This is a genomic window from Microcoleus sp. Aus8_D2, from assembly GCF_036702665.1.
Classification (GTDB): domain Bacteria; phylum Cyanobacteriota; class Cyanobacteriia; order Cyanobacteriales; family Microcoleaceae; genus Microcoleus.
Genome location: NZ_JAUBUN010000018.1, coordinates 14,757 through 34,215 on the forward strand (window position 1 = coordinate 14,757; position 19,459 = coordinate 34,215).

Annotated in this window: 18 protein-coding genes; 3 read left to right on the forward strand and 15 right to left on the reverse strand. The window is 47.2% G+C overall.

Annotated elements, in window-relative coordinates; genetic code table 11:
* Window positions 1–56 precede the first annotated feature (56 nt).
* The 9 genes from QUB64_RS15920 to rimI form a co-directional block, all read right to left on the reverse strand.
* A complete protein-coding gene (locus tag QUB64_RS15920) occupies window positions 57–380 on the reverse strand; it encodes a DUF1825 family protein (protein ID WP_332943384.1) in 324 nt (107 codons plus the stop codon).
* A 261-nt stretch (window positions 381–641) separates the two neighbouring features.
* Entirely contained in the window at window positions 642–785 is a 144-nt protein-coding gene (locus tag QUB64_RS15925; protein WP_333271851.1) for a hypothetical protein, read from the reverse strand.
* Between the two features lie 32 nt (window positions 786–817).
* Window positions 818–1,411, reverse strand: a complete 594-nt coding sequence (lepB, locus tag QUB64_RS15930; RefSeq protein ID WP_333271848.1) for a signal peptidase I — start codon at window positions 1,409–1,411, stop codon at window positions 818–820.
* A gap of 438 nt (window positions 1,412–1,849) precedes the next feature.
* Complete coding sequence (locus tag QUB64_RS15935; protein ID WP_333271846.1) at window positions 1,850–4,327, reverse strand: ATP-dependent Clp protease ATP-binding subunit; 2,478 nt, start codon at window positions 4,325–4,327, stop codon at window positions 1,850–1,852.
* Between the two features lie 599 nt (window positions 4,328–4,926).
* Entirely contained in the window at window positions 4,927–6,102 is a 1,176-nt protein-coding gene (locus QUB64_RS15940) for a calcium-binding protein (RefSeq protein ID WP_333271843.1), read from the reverse strand.
* A 48-nt stretch (window positions 6,103–6,150) separates the two neighbouring features.
* Window positions 6,151–6,627: a hypothetical protein gene (locus tag QUB64_RS15945; protein WP_333271841.1), complete on the reverse strand. Its 477-nt coding sequence runs from the start codon at window positions 6,625–6,627 to the stop codon at window positions 6,151–6,153.
* Between the two features lie 164 nt (window positions 6,628–6,791).
* A complete protein-coding gene (locus tag QUB64_RS15950) occupies window positions 6,792–7,229 on the reverse strand; it encodes a hypothetical protein (protein ID WP_333271839.1) in 438 nt (145 codons plus the stop codon).
* 292 nt (window positions 7,230–7,521) lie between these two features.
* A complete protein-coding gene (locus tag QUB64_RS15955; protein WP_333325511.1) occupies window positions 7,522–7,929 on the reverse strand; it encodes a hypothetical protein in 408 nt (135 codons plus the stop codon).
* A gap of 629 nt (window positions 7,930–8,558) precedes the next feature.
* On the reverse strand, window positions 8,559–9,206 hold the full coding sequence (gene rimI / locus QUB64_RS15960) for a ribosomal protein S18-alanine N-acetyltransferase (protein WP_442921665.1): 648 nt from the start codon (window positions 9,204–9,206) through the stop codon (window positions 8,559–8,561).
* Between the two features lie 275 nt (window positions 9,207–9,481).
* Here rimI and lysA point away from each other — a divergent pair, with 275 nt between their 5' ends.
* From lysA to QUB64_RS15975, 3 genes are all read left to right on the forward strand, one after another.
* The gene (lysA, locus tag QUB64_RS15965; protein WP_333271833.1) at window positions 9,482–10,906 is read left to right on the forward strand and encodes a diaminopimelate decarboxylase; all 1,425 of its coding nucleotides are present in this window, start codon (window positions 9,482–9,484) and stop codon (window positions 10,904–10,906) included.
* Window positions 10,907–11,104: 198 nt separating this feature from the next.
* On the forward strand, window positions 11,105–11,998 hold the full coding sequence (gene cdaA, locus QUB64_RS15970; protein ID WP_333271830.1) for a diadenylate cyclase CdaA: 894 nt from the start codon (window positions 11,105–11,107) through the stop codon (window positions 11,996–11,998).
* 20 nt (window positions 11,999–12,018) lie between these two features.
* On the forward strand, window positions 12,019–12,765 hold the full coding sequence (locus QUB64_RS15975) for an isoprenyl transferase (protein WP_333271827.1): 747 nt from the start codon (window positions 12,019–12,021) through the stop codon (window positions 12,763–12,765).
* 114 nt (window positions 12,766–12,879) lie between these two features.
* On the opposite strand, the gene QUB64_RS15980 is transcribed toward QUB64_RS15975, so the two are convergent.
* From QUB64_RS15980 to QUB64_RS16005, 6 genes are all read right to left on the reverse strand, one after another.
* Entirely contained in the window at window positions 12,880–13,152 is a 273-nt protein-coding gene (locus QUB64_RS15980; protein WP_333271825.1) for a DUF3143 domain-containing protein, read from the reverse strand.
* A gap of 113 nt (window positions 13,153–13,265) precedes the next feature.
* Window positions 13,266–13,745 (reverse strand): J domain-containing protein, encoded by a 480-nt coding sequence (locus QUB64_RS15985; RefSeq protein ID WP_333271823.1) that lies wholly within the window; start codon window positions 13,743–13,745, stop codon window positions 13,266–13,268.
* A 141-nt stretch (window positions 13,746–13,886) separates the two neighbouring features.
* Window positions 13,887–14,774: an Rpn family recombination-promoting nuclease/putative transposase gene (locus QUB64_RS15990; RefSeq protein ID WP_333271820.1), complete on the reverse strand. Its 888-nt coding sequence runs from the start codon at window positions 14,772–14,774 to the stop codon at window positions 13,887–13,889.
* A gap of 64 nt (window positions 14,775–14,838) precedes the next feature.
* Window positions 14,839–15,738 (reverse strand): Rpn family recombination-promoting nuclease/putative transposase, encoded by a 900-nt coding sequence (locus QUB64_RS15995; RefSeq protein ID WP_333271817.1) that lies wholly within the window; start codon window positions 15,736–15,738, stop codon window positions 14,839–14,841.
* A gap of 80 nt (window positions 15,739–15,818) precedes the next feature.
* Entirely contained in the window at window positions 15,819–17,393 is a 1,575-nt protein-coding gene (locus QUB64_RS16000; protein ID WP_333271814.1) for a chloride channel protein, read from the reverse strand.
* Between the two features lie 572 nt (window positions 17,394–17,965).
* Entirely contained in the window at window positions 17,966–19,399 is a 1,434-nt protein-coding gene (locus tag QUB64_RS16005; protein WP_333271811.1) for a hypothetical protein, read from the reverse strand.
* Between the last annotated feature and the right edge of the window lie 60 nt (window positions 19,400–19,459).

Below are 19,459 nucleotides of genomic sequence, written 5' to 3' on the forward strand. Positions count from 1 at the left end.
TTACCCATTACTTCCTGCCATCAACTGTCAACTGTCAACTGTCAACTGTCAACTGTTTATGATTGTTTTTCCAGCTCAGATTTCATCCGCTCCAGCGTTGAGTTCATTTGCTCAAACATCTGCTGGGGCGTGATGCCAAATTGATTGAGCTGTGTTTTTAACTGCTCTACAGTCATCTGAGCCATGAAGTCCTCAGACAGCTCGAAGCGCTTCATAAAAATACGGTAGCGCTCCATCATTGACTCCATCTGAGCGATGAACATTTTCTTGCCTTCGCGATCGAATTTGCCGTAATTGCCGCCTAGTTTGACAAGAGATTGATAGTCTTCAAACAACAACTTGGCTTCTTGCTGAACAATTTCTGAATCAAAAAATCCCATAATTTTCCTGCCTAATTTTTAAATATTGAATTGATTTTGATCTAGGCGGACAATCCCGCTGCCTTTGGTAGTATTTTATCATTTGCCGGAGGAAGTCCCTACCCCTCAAGGCGCAAAAATTAGTAGCAATTTCCGTACAGGAGAGTGGGAGACTGGGAGAGTGGGAGACTGGAGATTGGGGGAGATTGGGAGACTGGGAGACTGGGAGACTGGAGATTGGGGGAGAATTGCCCAATTCCCAATTCCCAATTCCCAAGTCCCTTAAAATTTATCCGTTAAATCCCGTACCTTGTTCGTTGGCCAAGCTTCCATCTTCCATCTTCCTCCTGACTGATGACTAATGACTAATGACCAATGACCAATGCCCAATGCCCAATGACTAATGCCCCATGCCCCATGCCCCATGCCCCATGCCCAATGACTAATGACTCATGAATTCAAACTTGGCCGATGCGTTCAAGTGGCCAAAACCGCACTACAGCGCGGCCGATGATATTCTTCTTAGGTAAAAATCCCCACCTGCTGGAGTCGTTGCTGTTGTTGCGGTTGTCTCCCATCACGAAATATTGATTTTCCGGCACGACATAGGGCCCCCACTGGTATTTAGGAGGTTCAGCAATATATTTTTCGACGAGGGGTTTGTCGTTGAGGTAAACTAGACCTTTTTTAACCGCGACGGTTTGACCCGGTAAGCCAATTACTCGTTTGATAAATGCTTGGTCTTGGGTAAATCCCTGTTCTTGCAACTTTTCGGGCGGCGCAAATACTATGATGTCGCCAGTTTTTGGAGGTTCGAGGTAGTAAGAGATTTTTTCGACTACGACGCGATCGCCCACGTGCAGAGTTGGTACCATAGAATCTGAGGGTATGAAGCGCGGTTCTGCCACCAACCCTCGAATCACTATTGCTAAACCCAAAGCAATAATCACTATCTGAAGATTTTCTCGCTGCGACTTCCAAGCTTTCTGCCACCATGTCTCAGCCTGAATTTCTGCTACTTCTGTACCCAAATTATTTTTTTCAGATGTCATTTATTTCTCCCGTATATAGTCGCTACTAATTATCTAATTGGCATGAAAGTAGGTCGCTCTAATTCAACGTAAAACTTTGTTTGGGTATTCAGTTTCCCTATCAATCAAAGTATTCGTAGGGTGCGTCGCCATTTTTAATCTCTCGCATTAAATCGAAAATCTCATGTATCCGCACCTTACACATGGGGTGAAACAAACCTAACAATTATTGTGTCACGACTTTTGCTAAATAGTATCAGGTGCGGATCTGTGAGATTGTCGATATTTGGTTAGAGATTTATCGCAGGCGACGCACCCTACGACTACTCTACGACGACTACTCACAAAAAAGGCAGAGAATTTTAATTCTCTACCTTTTTTATGTGAGGATTTCGAGTTATTTGCGATCGCCAGATTGGTTATTACACAACTTGACTTACGATCGCACGCCACTCAACCTTACTCAGCACCTTGGGGTAGCAATTCCCGCTTTTGGCCTTGCAGTACCTTGACAATTCCGTCCTCGCCCACATCCACAACAGCGATATCGCCATCTTTGATGCGGCCAGACAGGATTTCCTCAGCCAAGCTGTCTTCCAACAACCGCATAATGGCGCGGCGCAGGGGTCGAGCTCCGTAGCTGGGGTTATAGCCTTCTTCTACTAGCCGTTCCTTGAATTTTTCGGTCACTTCCAGAGTAATTCCCTGTTCAGTCAAGCGGCCGAACACTTCTTTGAGCATGATCACCGCGATTTCCTTGACTTCTTCCCTGTTCAACTGACGGAAGACGATAATTTCGTCAAGTCGGTTGAGGAATTCTGGGCGGAAGTAGTTCTTGAGTTCTTCGTTAACCAAGGAGCGAATGCGGTTGTAATTAGCATCAGCTTGGTTGTCGCTAAACTCGAAACCGAGACCGCCACCACCTTTTTCGATGACCTTAGAACCGATGTTAGAAGTCATAATCAGCAGCGTGTTTTTGAAGTCCACGGTGCGACCTTTGGCATCTGTTAAGCGGCCGTCTTCCAATATTTGCAGGAGCATATTGAAGACATCGGGGTGGGCTTTTTCGATTTCGTCGAACAATACGACGGTGTAAGGACGGCGGCGGACTGCTTCTGTGAGTTGGCCGCCTTCGTTGTAGCCGACGTACCCGGGAGGAGAACCGATAAGTTTGGAGACGGTGTGACGTTCCATGTATTCGGACATATCCAACCGAATCATGGCGTCCTCGGAACCGAAGAAATAGCCGGCTAAGGCTTTGGTGAGTTCGGTTTTGCCGACGCCTGTGGGCCCGGAGAAGATGAAACTGGCGATCGGGCGATTGGGATTTTTCAACCCAACGCGAGCGCGACGGATGGCGCGGGAAACGGCTTTCACTGCTTCTTCTTGGCCGATCAAACGCTGGTGCAAGGTATCTTCCATGTGCAGCAGTTTTTCGGACTCAGATTCAGTTAGTTTGTTAACCGGTACGCCCGTCCAGCTTGCCACGATTTGGGCGATATCTTCTTCGGTAACTACTGGCGATGGGTCGGTGTCGCCACGGGCCGCCGAGTCGGTTTTTTTGGCTTGGGAAATAGCGCGAATTTCGGCTTTGATCGTCATTTCTCGATCGCGCAATTCACCTGCTTTGTCAAAATCTTGAGAACGCACCGCTTCGTCTTTATCCTTGAGGACTTGGCGGAGTTCCTTGTCAAGTTCCTTAGCTGCTGGCGGCAGTTGGGAGTTGATCAGGCGGACTCTGGAACCAGCTTCGTCTACCAAGTCAATGGCTTTGTCTGGGAGGAAGCGGTCAGAGATGTAGCGGTGAGAGAGTTTGGCTGCGGCTTCCAGGGCCGTGTCCAAGATTTTCAGCTTGTGGTGCTGTTCGTAGCGTTCCCGCAGGCCGAAGAGAATCTCGATCGTCTCATCTACGGTCGGTTCGCCGACCATCACCGGCTGGAAGCGGCGCTCTAGGGCGGCATCCCGCTCGATGTGCTTGCGGTACTCATCAAGGGTTGTAGCGCCGATACACTGGAGTTCGCCTCTGGCCAGAGCTGGCTTGAGAATGTTAGCTGCGTCGATCGCGCCTTCCGCCGCACCAGCACCGATCAAAGTGTGCACTTCGTCAATCACCAAAATCACGTTACCCGCCGTGCGGATTTCGTCCATGATTTTTTTCAGGCGCTCTTCAAATTCCCCCCGGTATTTAGTACCAGCGACGAGCAGACCGATGTCGAGGGTGACGACGCGCTTGTCTTCCAGGATATCTGGGATATCGTTATTAGCAATGCGTTGGGCCAGGCCTTCGGCGATCGCAGTTTTACCGACTCCGGGTTCGCCGATGAGTACCGGGTTATTTTTAGTACGGCGACCGAGGATTTGAATTACCCGTTCGATTTCTTTTTGCCGTCCGACTACGGGGTCAAGCTTACCATCGACAGCCATTTGAGTCAGGTTAGCACCAAATTCGTCTAGAGTTGGGGTTTTAGTGCGAGCGCCGCCACCAGTTGCTGCGACTTCTGCGGTTTCTCCCAGCATCCGAATCACTTGGGTGCGGACTTTCGACAAGTCTACCCCCAGATTTTCCAGAACTCTGGCCGCCACGCCTTCACCTTCACGAATCAGGCCGAGCAGCAGGTGTTCGGTGCCAATATAATTGTGTCCGAGTTGGCGAGCTTCTTCGAGGGACAGTTCTAGAACCCGCTTAGCGCGCGGGGTGAACGGAATTTCGACTGCTACGAAGCCCGAACCGCGCCCGATAATTTTTTCGACCTCAATCCGAGCATCTTTGAGGTTAACCCCCATTGATTTGAGGACTTTAGCCGCAACTCCGGTTCCTTCCCCGATCAGACCCAGGAGGATCTGTTCTGTCCCTACGAAGTTGTGACCCAGGCGGCGAGCTTCTTCCTGGGCCAACATGATTACTTTTATTGCTTTTTCTGTGAAGCGTTCAAACATGGTTTATTCCCACCTGCTATGTGCCCGTTTTGAGGTCACGCTCGCACAACGAGCGTTTTTGTTCGAGTGTTAACTCGTAATGCTAATTCTAGCGCGACACTCCCACCGCAAAAGCCGCACTCGGCTGCGGTTGCAGATTCCAGGCTCATGTTGCAGGGTGGCTTTCAACTGGGAAGACCCAAATGGTGGCTGACCTACAACCTCCCCTAGACTGCAAGAAGATTGCTCTTCTCGGCCTGTGCCCAACCTACGACTACGTATTGATGGATTCTAGCACAATCTTTTTTGCTCTTACGTGCGATCGCCAAGTCATAAATCTGGAAGTCTGTGGAGGTTGCTTCACAAAACTTATGTGTTACAGGTGCGATCGAGCCCTTCACTGTTAATTCAGTTCGCGAATCGCAGGGGAGGTCAGAAACCGGGTTTTTGGAGAAAATCTTTCGCTGTAGCTGTCAAATTAATTGAAAAACCCGGTTTCTTTGGTCAGGAGTGCGTCCGGTGTAATTGTCACGTGCTTGGCTTAGCTCTCAAGTAGCGTTCCTCAACTTTGAGGATTTAAAATTCACAGCGGTCTCTACAAAACCGAATAAAAGTCAAGCCTAAAAGATCCTTGTCGGGAACTGTAGTTCCGAAGCCCAGAGACCGTCAATCTTGGCAATCAATTCACTTCCAGCCCAGAGAAAGGTTTGAGTGATGAGGTTTTGTGCTTCAATATTCACCCCACCCAAAATTATGTCAGTTACTGGATTAAAGTTAACTATTTTGGCGTAATCATTTCCACCACCGACTGAGTACCAATTTGTTGTGCGATCGCCAATATAAAATGCGTTTAGTCTGGCGCTAGGGTTGCCAATTAAAGTATCTACCTCATCACTAGACATCGTGTTGGTGTCTGTACCTTTGAGTAAATTTAGACCCGTACCACCTTGTAGAACATCGTTGCCAGAACCCCCAAAAAACCTATTAGTGCCGTTTCCACCAGTCAGATAATCATTACCCCGATCGCCATAAATGTCATTAGTCCCATCTGGGCCATTAATGATATCAATTCCCTCGCCGCCGTAGATGGTGTCATTACCTATACCAGCACCGAGAATATCATTGCCGTCATCACCATATATCTGATTATTCCCATCTGGGCCATCAACCGTGTCATTTCCAGCCCCGCCGAAGATGATGTCGTTACCTATGCCACCAAAAACAAGATCGTTGCCGTTACCAACATTATAAGTATGGTTGCCGTTGTTGTTGTAATATTTCGCAAAATTCCCACTTAATCTAAATTCGTCGTCTCTGTTAGTCCCATAGATGAAGCGATCGTTAATTCCGCCATTAAGCTTAGCAGCAACCAGAAACAAAGGATTATCTTCAGCATCAACGGGAATCACTCCTTCATGCACTTGTAGGGAGTTAGGAGAATCCCCTCTATAGAAGTTTGGTCGAAATGGATGATTTGCCTGCGTGTCGTTCAAACCCAAAATATTTGTTGCTAAACGAGAATTGTCGGCTGCATTAGTTGTCACCAAATTTGTGTAGGCGGTGACGACACGGCTGTGTTGATCGTTTGCAGTGGTACCGAAGTCAAAAAGGAAAGATTCCCTGGCAGTTCCAGCTTGAGCTTCATTTCCCGCTACACTGCTGATGCCATTAAAACTTCTTCTTAAAGCCACAGCATTAAGATCTAAGCGTTTGATTGGGTCTGCAATTCCTCCATTTTTTACGTATCCATTTGATAGGTCAGTATCGAAGCCATTAGTTATATCGTAGGGACTCACGAATCTTGCGCTATTTGATGCTGGGTCAAGGGCTGTAACCGAACCAACTTAACTCCCGTAGGTAGTATTGAAAGTGGCGGCAAGTTCGCTAGCAAGGTGAGCACCAAGACTATGACCAACAATATTGAGTGCTGGAGCTGGCATTCCCCACTCAACAAGTTTGTTTTGGATTGCTGTTGCTACTGGGGTAATCCACGAACCCGATCTATAAAGGTCTCCTCTAGCGATCCCTGTTAATGCATTATTTGTCAGGGAGCCACTGACTTGAGTCCAGTCAAGGACTAAAACTGTATCGTTTGGGTTAGCATCATCGATGGCTGTGGCCAGATTTGCATCAAAAGAATCGCTTGGTGCTGTGAAACCAGGAATCAGCAACCACACTTTTTCACCAGTCCATTGCTCAGCAGAGGGAACGGAGAAGGGCGCACGGATATTTATTTGACGCTGACTTGGACTAAAAGCATTGCTAGGTGGTCTGTTAGTTTCACCACCTGTTACCAAAAACGGAGTATTTATTACTGTCATTGTCTATTCCTCTCAAGTTAGGTTGGTAAAGATGATTATTTGTTTGCCTTTTTAGACTTTCTCCACAAGTGAACTCCACCCAATCCCAAAAAGGCCAACAATGAGGCCAAGGGGGACGCGTTCTCCGGTACGGGAGTAGGTTCAGGAGAAGATTCGTTAATTTCTCAGGTCACACCCCCATTACCTGAAACAGTTCCATTTCGCAAGACGAAAAAAAATGTCCCAGGATCTACAAACATAAATCCGTTATTTCCACCCCAAACTCCGCCATCATTTCCCGGAGCAACTTGGAAGCCAAATTGAGAGGGAATTCCGTTCAAGAAAGCCAAAACGGGATTATCTGGGAAGTTTAAATCATCACTGGCCGTATAGGTGACAGGAGTTAAGCCATCAGCAAAGTCCAGAAATCTAAAGTTCAGAGATAGCAGTCCTGGTCGAGCTTGATAGTCACCATCATTCATGACCAGGAACTCTGTGCCGACTTTGGTCAGATGTGTATCGTCGTAGGAAAAGTCACCTGTGTAGGCACCCGCGAATTTGGGATCGGTAACGTAGGCGACATCGACGTTGACTTTGATTGTGCCTGCGATTGTAGCTGCCATAGAGGTCGCTCCTCCTAATGTGGATATTAAATATGTACCCAGGATAGCGGTTAGTCCATATTTTATGTTCATTAGATATTCCTGATTTGAAAGGCTTCACCCACAGCAGTGAGTTTGTCTTCGTCTGTAGCAGCAATTAACGAAAACAACATCTTGAGATACAGATTAAAGCTTCCGATCGGTATTGTAAACCCGTAAATATACTAGAGTTTTTGAGCCAAAGTCATGAGATATTTTTTAAATGTAAGTAATTCTATCTATATCCAGCTTCAAGTTAGGTTGGTAAAGATGATTAATTGTTTCCCTTTCTCGACTTTCTCCTGAAGTGAACTCTACCCAAGCCCAAAAAAGCTAACAATGAGGCCAATGGAGAGGCGTTCTCTGGTACAGCAGTAGGAGGAGATTCGTTAATTTCTAAGGTGACGATCCCCGAACCTTCAATAGTTCCATTTCGCAAGGCGTAAAGAAATATCTGGGAATCTAAGAACGCAAATGCCTCATTTTCAGATGCAGAAATAAGTCGTAAGCCAAATTGAGTCGGAATTCCGTTCAAAAAAGCCAAAACAGGAAGATCGTCTGGGAACTCGTCAACATCTCTAGCTGTGTAGGTAACAGGAGTTAAACCCGTAGCAAAGTCCAGAAATTTAAAGTTAAAAGATAGCAGTCCCGATCGATATCCATTTCCACCATTGATGGTCATAGATTCCTCCCCTACTTTGATCAGGTGTGTATCATCGTAGGAAAAGTCACCCGTGTAGACACCCGCGAATTCGCCATGACTTATGTTGACTTTGATAGTGCCTGTTATTTTGGGCATAACGGTCGAGCATCCTAATATGGTAAATATGTTCCAATGATAGCGGTTAGTCCATATTTTATGTTCATTAGATATTCCTGATTTGAAAGGCTTAACCCACAGCAGTGAGTTTGTTTTCGTCTGTAGCAGCCATTAACGAAAACAACATCTTGAGATACAGATTAAAGCTTCCGATCGGTATTGTAAACCCGTAAATTTACTAGAGCTTTTGAGCCAAAATCACGAAATGTTGTGGTAAAAATTCAGTAATTCTATCTATCTACGCCGTGCTCTCAAAAGGCTCGGCGCGCGATTATTTATTTGACGCTGACTTGGGCGAAAAGCATTGCTAGGTTGGTTCTTAGTTTCGCCACCTGTTAAGTAAGTAGGCGCCAATAAACATTGCTGTGTAACACAATGTGTATTGCTGTGAGAACAAGAGCGATTTCTTTCCGTGTCGAAAGCGATTGCTAAGGCTTCAATTCGTTTCGCTCTCGAAGAGAGAGGGCTTGTGTATTTTCCCACTCATCTACTTAGCGCTCGATCGCCCCCTGCCAGTTTTTCTGGCTCAGCCGATCGCAAATTTTCACTTTTTCATTCGCCAAATATTGCTGAAATTCGGGTTTTTCAATGCCGCTGCGCCACATGATCGCAGCATCTTCTCCTGTATCTGCGTAGTATCGCTTTCGCCGTCCTGCTTCCTTAAAGCCAAATTTGTGGTATAGAGACAGTGCGACTAAATTAGAGGCTCGCACTTCTAAAGTTGCCCTTTCTAACTGTCTGCGGTTTGCTGATTTTAGCAATGCCCAAAGCAGAGCTTGTCCCAAACCCTGACCTTGAAAGCGCGGATCGATCGCCAAAATGGTAATGTGAGCTTCTTCTAAAATTGCCCACAGACAACCCAAACCGATGAGGGTTTGGGGCATTTTTAGGGGCCCTCCCCCCGTACTCGCCGGGTTTTGGGAGGTGAAAATATCAACAGACTCAAGTTCGCTGTCCAATCTTGCCGATCGGCAGTCCCCGGTTGCGGATGCCCACAAACCGAGTAAATCGCTATTAGGACTGTCTAACTCGCGCCTGTAGCCTTCGATTGTCCAAAGTCCGCCAAAACACAGGCGATCGAGCTCTACTGCACTGTTGAGGTGTTCGGCGGCGAGATGTTTAATTTCTAGAAAACGCACGGCTGTAAATTGTACACTAGAAAACACAGTAGCGATTACCTGTTTGTGGCTAAGCTATTTTGCATTTAAATTTAAGCTTTATGGCGGGCTCTACTGCCCACCCCACAAGAGTTAGACTACACAGTAGTTTACAGATTAAATGCAACGCCAGCTCGCGTCAGCAGTCATGACTCCTAAGTCTCCAGACATTAGTCTACTGCCAACGACCAATGACTGCTGATTAATGACTGCTGATTAATGACTAATAAAAATAACCAAGGATAATTATTGCGCCAATGGTCTCAACTCAATCTCCCACGTCTAAGTATCCAGAAGCCATGCAAAGTCGATCGCCCAATCAAGAACTTTTACCGCTGACAGCCAGTGTCAATAGTCGCGATCGGTTGGAAATAGGAGGCTGCGAGGTGACAGCTTTGGTGGAGCAATTTGGCTCGCCACTGTACATCTTAGATGAAGAAACGCTGCGGGCGACCAGCCGCCAGTACAAAGAGGCTTTTGAACGGTACTATCCGGGCGAAACTCAAGTGCTCTATGCTTCTAAGGCTTGGAGTTGTTTGGCGGTTTGTGCGATCGCCGCTTCCGAGGGCTTAGGCATAGATGTGGTATCTTCTGGAGAAATTCACACAGCACTAAAAGCGGGTGTGAATCCCGACAAAATCTACTTTCACGGGAATAACAAATCCCGCGAGGAAATCAAACTAGCTGTCACCAGTGGCTGCACGATCATCGCAGATAATTGGTGCGATTTAAAGAATCTAGAAGAGTTGGCAAAATCTGGTGTCAGTCACAAAGCCGGTGAGCCGATACGAGTGATGGTAAGGTTTACGCCTGGAATTGAGTGTCACACTAACGAATACATTAAAACTGGTCAAATTGACAGTAAATTTGGCTTCGATCCCAACTCTCTCAACGATGTTTTCATTTTCCTCGCCCAGCAGCCGTCTTTATCGTGCGTCGGATTACACGCTCACATCGGCTCTCAGATTTTTGAACTGCAACCCCATCACGATCTAGCCGATATTATCGTTAAGGCTTTCAAGAAAGCAATTCACCACAAGTTGGAGCCGACAGAAATAAATATTGGCGGTGGGTTGGGTATTCGCTATACTGAAGCGGACAAGCCTCCCAGCATAGATGATTGGGCTAAGACAGTCTGCGGGGCAATGGTAGCAGCTTGCGAACGACAGGAATTGCCATTACCCAAATTGCTTTGCGAACCGGGTCGATCGCTCGTGGGTACAGCCTGCGTCACCGCTTATACGGTGGGCGCTAAAAAAGTCATTCCCGGAATCCGGACGTATTTATCAGTGGATGGCGGTATGTCGGACAATCCCCGTCCAATTATCTACCAATCAGTTTATCGAGTGCTCGCAGCCAACAAAATGTCTGCTCCCTTAACGGAAACAGTGACAGTTGCTGGCAAACACTGCGAATCAGGCGATATTCTGATTAAAGATGCTAAGTTGCCAGAGTGTCAGTCGGGAGATATTCTCGTCGTTACGGCTACAGGAGCATACAATTACAGCATGGCTTCTAACTACAACCGAGTCCCCAGACCGGCGGCGGTTTTGGTGAAAGATGGGAAAGTTGACACGATCGTAGAGCGGGAAACTGACGAGGATTTGCTGAGGTTCGATCGCCTTCCTGAAAGACTCGGAACTAAAAAGCGAGGATTTGCTGAGGTTCGATCGCCTTCCTGAAAGACTCGGAACTTAAAAGTAAGAAGTAAAACATAAAAAGTAAAAAGTAAGATGATTCATTGGGATTTCTTGATGATTGTTTTTAAACTTTTTACTTTTGGCTTGTTCAGTCACGCGATTGGAATAACAACTGTTCATGGTTCACGGGTTCGAGTGCATCATAGTTCGCGGTTCACAGGCGGTAGGGTTCGATGAACCATGAACAATCAACAATCTGGCTATGACTTTGGCCTCATTCAGTCCTTATTGATTCAGGCGATCGATATTGGACTGGTATTTGCCCTTGCGTATTTGGTGCTCGTCATTGTTGGGGAGCGCCGGACGCTGTGGATGGTACGGGGATTTATCCTTTTGATGCTGGCGGCGGCGGTGAGCAACTGGGCTGGATTGAGGCTGTTGCACGTGGCGCTCAACAGCTTGGTGACCGGTTCTGCTGTGGCAATGGCGGTAATATTACAGTCGGAGTTTCGCCGATTTCTGGAACAATTGGGTCGGGGGGAAATTATACAATTATTTGGACGCGATCGCCGACCAACTCCCGAACCGGACAGCGTAATAGATGAAATTGTGGACGCAGTAAAAGAACTTTCGCAAAACCGCACGGGCGCTTTATTAATTATAGAAACAGATTCTCCGATCGACGATCGGGATTTTTCAGTGCCGGGAGTGAAGCTAAATGCTGAAGTCTCGAAGGAATTGTTGCAGACTATCTTTCAGCCGCAAACTTTGCTGCACGACGGAGCTGTTTTAATTCGAGCTTCGCGGATCGTGTCGGCGGGGGTGATTTTGCCTTTGTCCGATCGCAGTGCGTCGCGGCAATTGGGAACCCGCCACCGGGCGGCAATGGGGATTACAGAAAGGGTGCAAGCTTGCGTGTGCGTCGTGGTGTCGGAGGAAACGGGTTCTATTTCTCTGGCGCAGATGGGAACTTTAAATCGACCTTTGACTAGCAGCAAACTTAAGGAATTGCTGGAAGCCAAGCTATTTCCGTCGGATGGAGAAAGAGCAGTTGCTCCAATTCCGATCGGCAATTTCGGACGGCAGATAGGATTGAAGGGAGTGACACTGTTAAAACGGATACTGCGCCGTTAGTCGGGTAATTGGGAGAAACCATGAGTCAAGGAATTTGCTTGGAAAAGTTGCCTGCGGATCTACAACTAGAACTACTGCCTAAGCACATAGCAGTGATTATGGACGGAAACGGGCGCTGGGCTAAGAATCAGGGGTTGCCACGGATTGCGGGCCACCGCCGGGGAGCTAGCGCTCTGAAGGAGTTGCTGCGCTGCTGCAAAGATTGGGGAATTCCAGCTTTAACGGCCTATGCTTTTTCGACGGAGAATTGGGGGCGGCCGGCTGGGGAGGTGGATTTTTTGATGAGTTTGTTTGAGGGCAAACTGCGGCAAGAATTGCGCGAGATGGTGGACGAGGACGTGCAAATTCAATTTATGGGGAATTTGCAGGCTTTGCCAAAGTCTTTGCAGGCGGAAATCGAGCGCTCTGTGACGGCAACTCAGCACAATCGGGGGATTCTGTTTCGGGTGGCGACGAATTACGGCGGGCGCCAGGAGATTGTACAGGCTTGTCGGGCGATCGCCACTCAGGTACAAGAGGGCAAGTTGCAGCCAGAGGAGATTGATGAGGTTTTATTTAAACGCTATTTGTATACTGCTGATGTTTGCGATCCGGATTTGCTGATTCGGACGAGCGGGGAAATGCGGCTGAGCAATTTTCTGCTGTGGCAAATGGCTTATTCGGAAATTTACATTACTGAGACGCTGTGGCCGGATTTTGACCGATCGGAATTTCACCGCGCTTTGTCTACTTATCAGCAGCGCAATCGCCGATTTGGCAAAGTCTAACGATTTGAGATTTGGGATTTGGGATTTTAGATTAATTTTTCAGTTTCCAATTAGGTATTGATTCTGAAGTGTATTCCTCAATCTAAAATCTAAAATCCCCCATCTCAAATCAAATTAGGGGCCTGAGAAAACGGCATCTTCAATGTCGTGACGCGAGAGAGAGTATTTGAAGGCTCGCTGAATGTCTTGGCCGTCGGCTCCGGCGTCAATGTAGCGGACAGTGAGTTGGTCGATATCCAGGGAGAGTTCTGCTTTCCAGGTAGGTCGATCGATCTGCCAGCAGTGGAGTTCTCGCCGGTCTTGCTGGCAGCCGCGGCCCCTTAGCCACTGCTCGATTTCCGGGAGTGGATGGCTGTATAAAGGAGTGTCAGCGGAAGGAAGAGTCATGAGGAATTGGGAATTGGGAATTGGGAATTGGGAATTGGGAATTGGGAATTGGGAATTGGGAATTGGGAATTGGGAAAACTGTGGTTAATCTTTCAATTTAGAACTTTTAGTTGTCAATTGCCACGAATTAGCCCGATCGCGATCGCCAGTACCAAGCATCCGACTAAAGTAGCCCCCATGATAAATAGAGCGAATATTTCGCCGGGGGACAGAGGGCGATCCGTGGGATCTAGGTAAGCCGAGTTAGAAGTTTTTTTACTCGATCCCGAAACCGGAGTGTTGAAGCCCGGGGGCGACTGAATCACGTTCAGGCGAGAATAACCTATTTTGAGGTCGTAGGCGAGGCGGCGTTCAGGGTTGCTGAGGGTGGCGTAGGCGTTGTTTAATTGCTGAAATTTGGCGGTAGCGACTGCGGGTGGCAAGTCGGTGGTATCGGGATGGTAGAGTTTGCTCAGTTCCCGGTACGATCGCCGAATTTCGATCGCGGAGGCTGAAGGATGCAGCCCTAACAAGCCGTAATGACTGGAACCCAAGGGGGTTTTTCCTGATGTTTTCTGACTTTTGTTTTTCGCAGTTGCCTCGTTTCCTGCCACCGAAGCCCCTCTCTGCCGATTGTGAGTAATATTTGATTATTTTAGCCCAGAGTTGAGGGTAGCGCCACTGTCTGCCCGATCGAGGGGTTGAGTGCGGGCGATGATTGGTGGGTAAAGTGCGATCGGCACAATTACTTGAAACTATGAATCGGGCGATCGTAAATTCCGCACATCCTCAAGACTCAGCCCTGTAGTTTGGCTGATAGTTGCATCATCTAGGCGTGAAAGTAGTTGTCGGGCGATCGCCAGCTTTGCTTCTCGCTTTCCTGCTTCTCGTCCTTCCTCGCGTCCTTCTTCTATTCCTTCCTCTCGTGCTTCCATAGTAGCTTTAAGAATCGCACCCTGTTGGTCATAAATAAACTGTTCTATTTTTTCCATATTCGTTATTTCTTCCGGGCTTAATCTCGCTTGATTCGCAATATCAAATGCTTTATGGATTTCTGGGATAATGTCCATCGTTTCTGGCACTGATGTCAGACTTCTGGCATTTTTTATGAAATAAATCCATTTATCGGCTAGCGTCTCTAGTTCCTGCTCTTTTTTGGTAAACTTCGGTAATTCTACAAATACTAAATCCATCTCGTTCTCGGGATATATTAAGTTAGTTTTTACTTCTTTATACACAAATCTCGATATTAAATTTGGGCTGTTGGCAAACATTTCAAAATCTGTAATCGTCAAAGCAATCACTGGTTTGAGCATTCGATAGCCTTCTCCTGCTTGTAATTGAAATGCGTAAGTTTTCGCGGTATTGTAAAAAACCCGCTTCCCGAAAGACTGCACGTTGAGCACTTGCATTTCAATAATTACTAAAGTGCCATCGCTGAGTTGGGCTTTGACATCGAGATAGGTATCTTTTAATCCTTCTACTTTGGGAGGCAGATTTGGGTTGATTATTTCTAAATCTTCAATGGTGGCATTTCCTTCGTAAATTAAGGCGTTGAGAAAGCTGATTAAAATGTCTTTGCTTTCTGATGAACCGAAGATTTTTTTAAAGGCGTAATCGGTTTTTGGGTTGATAAATGTCATGATTTTTCACTGAATAACTTGAGGATTTTATCGTGGCTACAATAATTTAGGTTGGGAGGAACTTTTAGGAATCGCTGACTCGCAAATTCCGCACATCCTCAAGACTCAGCCCTGTGGTTTGGCTGATGGTTTCGTCATCTAGGCGTGAAATTAGTTGTCGGGCGATTGCCAGCTTTTCTTCTCGCTTTCCTTCTTCTCGTCCTTCTAACTTTCCTTCTTCTCGTCCTTCTTCTTTTCCTTCCTCTCGTGCTTCCGTAGTAGCTTTAAGAATCGCCCCCTGTTGGTCATAAATAAACTGTTCTATTTTTTCCATATTCGTTATTTCTTCCGGACTTAATCTCGCTTGATTCGCAATATCAAATGCTTTATGGATTTCTGGGATAATGTCCATCGTTTCTGGCACTGATGTCAGACTTCTGGCATTTTTTATGAAATAAATCCATTTGTCGGCTAGCGTCTCTAGTTCCTGCTCTTTTTTGGTAAACTTCGGCAATTCTACAAACACTAAATCCATCTCGTTGTCGGGATATATTAAGTTTGTTTTTACTTCTTTATACACAAATCTTGAGATTAAATTTGGGCTGTTGGCAAACATTTCAAAATCCGTGATTGTCAAGGCAATCACTGGTTTGAGCATTCGATATCCTTCTCCTGCTTGTAATTGAAATGCGTAAGTTTTGGCTGTATTGTAAAAAACCCGCTTCCCGAAAGACTGCACGTTGAGCACTTGCATTTCAATAATTACTAATGTGCCATCCCTGAGTTGGGCTTTGACATCGAGATATGTATCTTTTAATCCTTCAACTTTTGGGGGCAGATTTGGGTTGATGATTTCTAAGTCTTCAATGGTGGCATTTCCTTCATAAACTAGCGCATTCAGAAAGCTGATTAGGATGTCTTTGCTTTCTGATGAGCCGAAGATTTTTTTAAAGGCGTAATCGGTTTTTGGGTTAATAAATGTCATAGCGGTAAGATTTAAGTTTGAGATTATGCGTTTTGTGGCGAAGCGGCCGAATTCGATCGCACTTCAACTGCTTCAACCGCTTATTTTGTTTCCGACAAAGGCTTGACATCTTCGGACAAATGTGCATTAGCCATTACCAACGCTGGCTCCTCCATAGTGTGTTCGTCTTCGGTGGGAAGTTCGCAAGAAATCAGCTCTGTGACAATTCTTTCTCCGAGAGCGTCTTCCCAATCCTGCAACTGTTCTCGGGCTTTGATTGGTGTATTGACAGCTACGTCTACGCCCATTTGTTGGAGGTTGAGGCTGTGGGCTGTCGATCGACGATTCACAAACTCCACCAGCCAAACACTCAATCCGACTGCGGCCATCAAAGGCAACACAATCCGGTAATCGCGGGTTAATTCAAACATCAACAGAATGGCTGTCAGCGGTGCTCTAGCGCTACCGGCGAGGACAGCAGCCATGCCCACCATGGCATAGGCGGCAGGGCCTGCAACTCGATCGCTCAATGCCGGCAGCATTTCCAAAAAGATGCCGTAAGCCGAACCCAGAGAAGCTCCCAAAAACATCGCCGGAGCGAATATGCCGCCGACTAAACCGCTGCCGAGGCTGATTGCTGTCACAGCCAGTTTGACAAATAGCAGCAACAGCAGCAAAGGCAAAGAAAATTTCACATCTTGGAGCATTGCTTGGACTGTTTCGTAGCCGACGCCCAAAATTTGAGGCAATTTCAGAGCGACTAAGCCGACACAGGCGCCGCCGACGATCGGATGAAGCGGCCGGGGCAGTCGTCCGAGCCAAGCAAATCCTCGGGTTTTTCCTTGAAAACAGCGATCGGCCAATTGAATTGCTTCTGTATAAGCTAGGGAAACTCCGCTCGCCAAAAGTCCCAATCCCATGTATAGAGGCAGTTCTAGGGGGCTGCGGACATCGTAGATTGGCAAAGCAAAGGCCGGCTGAGATCCCAAACAAATTTGAGCGATTAGCGCCGAAACTACGGCGGAGAGCAAGACAACGCTGACTGACGAAGTGGCGAAGGTGCTGCCGAGCACGACTTCTAAGGCAAAAAAGACTCCGGCGATGGGAGAGTTAAATCCGGCAGATAAACCTGCTGCTGCTCCCGCACCGAGGAGCAAGCGCTGCCGTTCTGGGGAAAGCTGCAAGACTTGAGCTAGCAGCATTCCGAAGTTGGCGCCGATTTCGACGCTGGGGGCTTCCGGGCCGAGGGAGGCGCCGGTGCCGAGGGATACTGAGGCGGCCACCATTTTGGTGATAGGTTTAAGCGGAGAGAGTTCTTGCAGCCCGCGGGTGGCTGCAATTAAGGATGACATATTCGGGCCAAAGTCCCGAAACCGCCACCGCATCAGCCCGATGATGACTCCGCCGAGGGTGGGAATGCAGGCTAGCGTCCAAGAGCCTTTCGAGGCGATCGCCCCCATAAAGTCTTCCAGCATCAGGCTGTGGATCAAGTGGATCAGGTAGTGAAAGGTGACGACGCCTGCGCCCGTAACTCCCCCGATGACTAGGGAGAGGATGAGTAGCAGGGTTTCTGGACTCGGGTGCAGGCGGTTGAACAGCGGGCTGAGGCGGGAGGAATGGGGAGTTTCTGCGGTTGGGCCGGGTGGTGGCAGATCCAGAGGATAAATGGCTCTCATTTAGGGGTTAATTCTTCTGTGAGAAGTTAGATAAATATTACATTTTATTTCTTATTTTCATTTTGAGTGATTTTAGGGGAATTGACAAGTTATACGATTTTCCATTTTTCGATTTGAGATTTGAGATTAAAGACTTGAAGAATTGGGAATGACTGATGAAGATCGTGCTTTAGAGCTTGCCTACAGTTATATTGTTTTTTGAACTGGGGTTAATTAAGGTGTCTTTTAGGGCGGCTATTTGGGGCTGGCGGCTGGGGTGGAATGACCGATTCTGAGGGCGAGCGGATTTTAGCAGAAAATTGTACGATCGGTGACATTCAAACTGAGATAAATTGAGTGATAATGCTAATTAACTATATCTAAAGTGTTAGTGATTCGGGCCGAAAGTTTGTAGTGAGGACTTCAGTCCTCGGGGAATAGGACTAAAGTCCTCACTACAAACCTAATTTGAGATTTGAGATTAAACAAAAAATCTCAAATCGAAAGTTTGTAGTGAGGACTTCAGTCCTCAGGGAATAGGACTAAAGTCCTCACTACAAACCTGTTTCATGGTGGCTGTTCGATCGCACATATCATATCGGTTGTTGGGCGGCCGGGATTCTGGGTTTGGGTTTGGCGATCGACATTAGCGGATCGCCGATGGTGGCGACTTTCCACGGAGGCGATTCTAGCTGGCGGGCTGCGATTAAAAAGGGCGCACCTCGTTTTAGGCGATCGACCATAATTTTAGGCGGAATAAACGCAGATAACAAAGGTTCGTTGACGCTGCCGACATAGGCGTAAGCGCCATTTTGCAACCATCTACCAGCAACGGTACTTGCATCATCTGGATCAGATGCTGACCAACTGTGAATCATGTGGATTGCGGCGGGAAACTGGAGTTTTGGTATATCCTCAACTGGGGCATCGCCGTCGCCGACTTGAAAGGATTTCGGATAGCCTTTGGAATTGAGCAATATTAAGTCAAATGTCCACGGTTTTGATGCTAAACTCCGCCATGTTTGCAGGCTAGAATCGGGTTGCTGGACTAATTCTACATTAATGCCTATGCTTTTTAGTCCGCTAGCTGCTGATTCCATTTCATATTTTCCCCAATTTCCTTCTTTTGGGTAGCTGTCATACAGCATAGCTGTTTCGCTGTCGAGAAATATGGCGCACATGGCTTGATAGATCGATCGCACTTGGGATCCGTAAATCCAGCCAGCCGCCGCCCAGCGTTCGCCGTTGGGGTGCCTTCCCAAACCGTCGGTAACAGCTAATTGTTCGTCTTTATTTTGGGGGGATTGATATTTTACTGCTAGTTGGCGTACAATAGTTATTGTGTCGATCGCATCTCCGAGTTGAGAGTAAAAATATCCAGTAGATTCGACGGCTTTGGTAACTGCTGTTTGCAGATTTTTCCACTGCGCGCTATTAAGGTTATCGTTGGGTTTTCCGAAGTTACCTTCGAGAAATACTAAAGGTTGACCGCGGGCGGCTGCTAAAGCCACTGCTGCTGTGCGTGCTGGGTCATTTTCTGAGGTGATGACTACTCCTGGAGGTTCCCAGCCGAGCTCTTTCCATTTTGCTTTTAAGGTTTGAGTATCCGTAGCATTCCAGGCTGTTGCTACGCTCTTGTGCATTAATTCTTGGAATTTTTGATTTTTTGGGAGTTGCTGTTTGATGCTGGGTAAACGGACGATTTCTTCGGGTTGGAAGCGCTGCAAAAACATCGGCGCATATTTTTTGTCTTCGATGAGAATGGGCCAGTGTCCTTTGAGATTCCACTTTTGGATTGCTGCTAAGAATGTGGCTTCGTCGGGGACTAAAACTATGCGGTTAACTGTTGGGATGTTGTCGCGGATTAGTCCGACTCGCAGGCCTGTTTTCACTGGCCAGGGCTCTTGTTTGGCTGATGCGGGAAGTTGGAAGGGTTTTTGGAAAGTGCGATCGCACCCGACGCCGATTGTTGCTAGGATCGAGATTAGGACGATCGCTAGCAATTGAAGTTTTAACTGTTTTTTCATAAGGGAAGGGAAGAGCGGGAAAAAACTCGATCGCCAACACTATCTTTTATGCGTATCTTT

Coding starts and splice junctions, on each gene's coding strand:
- QUB64_RS15935 (WP_333271846.1), bottom strand. CDS start 4,327: ATGTTTGAACGCTTCACAGAAAAAGCAATAAAAGTAATCATGTTGGCC.
- QUB64_RS15975 (WP_333271827.1), top strand. CDS start 12,019: ATGAGTCAAGGAATTTGCTTGGAAAAGTTGCCTGCGGATCTACAACTA.
- QUB64_RS15925 (WP_333271851.1), bottom strand. CDS start 785: ATGGGGCATGGGGCATGGGGCATTAGTCATTGGGCATTGGGCATTGGT.
- QUB64_RS15990 (WP_333271820.1), bottom strand. CDS start 14,774: ATGACATTTATCAACCCAAAAACCGATTACGCCTTTAAAAAAATCTTC.
- QUB64_RS15995 (WP_333271817.1), bottom strand. CDS start 15,738: ATGACATTTATTAACCCAAAAACCGATTACGCCTTTAAAAAAATCTTC.
- QUB64_RS15980 (WP_333271825.1), bottom strand. CDS start 13,152: ATGACTCTTCCTTCCGCTGACACTCCTTTATACAGCCATCCACTCCCG.
- cdaA (WP_333271830.1), top strand. CDS start 11,105: ATGAACAATCAACAATCTGGCTATGACTTTGGCCTCATTCAGTCCTTA.
- QUB64_RS15955 (WP_333325511.1), bottom strand. CDS start 7,929: ATGACCATCAATGGTGGAAATGGATATCGATCGGGACTGCTATCTTTT.
- QUB64_RS16005 (WP_333271811.1), bottom strand. CDS start 19,399: ATGAAAAAACAGTTAAAACTTCAATTGCTAGCGATCGTCCTAATCTCG.
- QUB64_RS15950 (WP_333271839.1), bottom strand. CDS start 7,229: ATGGCAGCTACAATCGCAGGCACAATCAAAGTCAACGTCGATGTCGCC.
- QUB64_RS16000 (WP_333271814.1), bottom strand. CDS start 17,393: ATGAGAGCCATTTATCCTCTGGATCTGCCACCACCCGGCCCAACCGCA.
- lepB (WP_333271848.1), bottom strand. CDS start 1,411: ATGACATCTGAAAAAAATAATTTGGGTACAGAAGTAGCAGAAATTCAG.
- QUB64_RS15945 (WP_333271841.1), bottom strand. CDS start 6,627: ATGACAGTAATAAATACTCCGTTTTTGGTAACAGGTGGTGAAACTAAC.
- lysA (WP_333271833.1), top strand. CDS start 9,482: ATGGTCTCAACTCAATCTCCCACGTCTAAGTATCCAGAAGCCATGCAA.
- QUB64_RS15920 (WP_332943384.1), bottom strand. CDS start 380: ATGGGATTTTTTGATTCAGAAATTGTTCAGCAAGAAGCCAAGTTGTTG.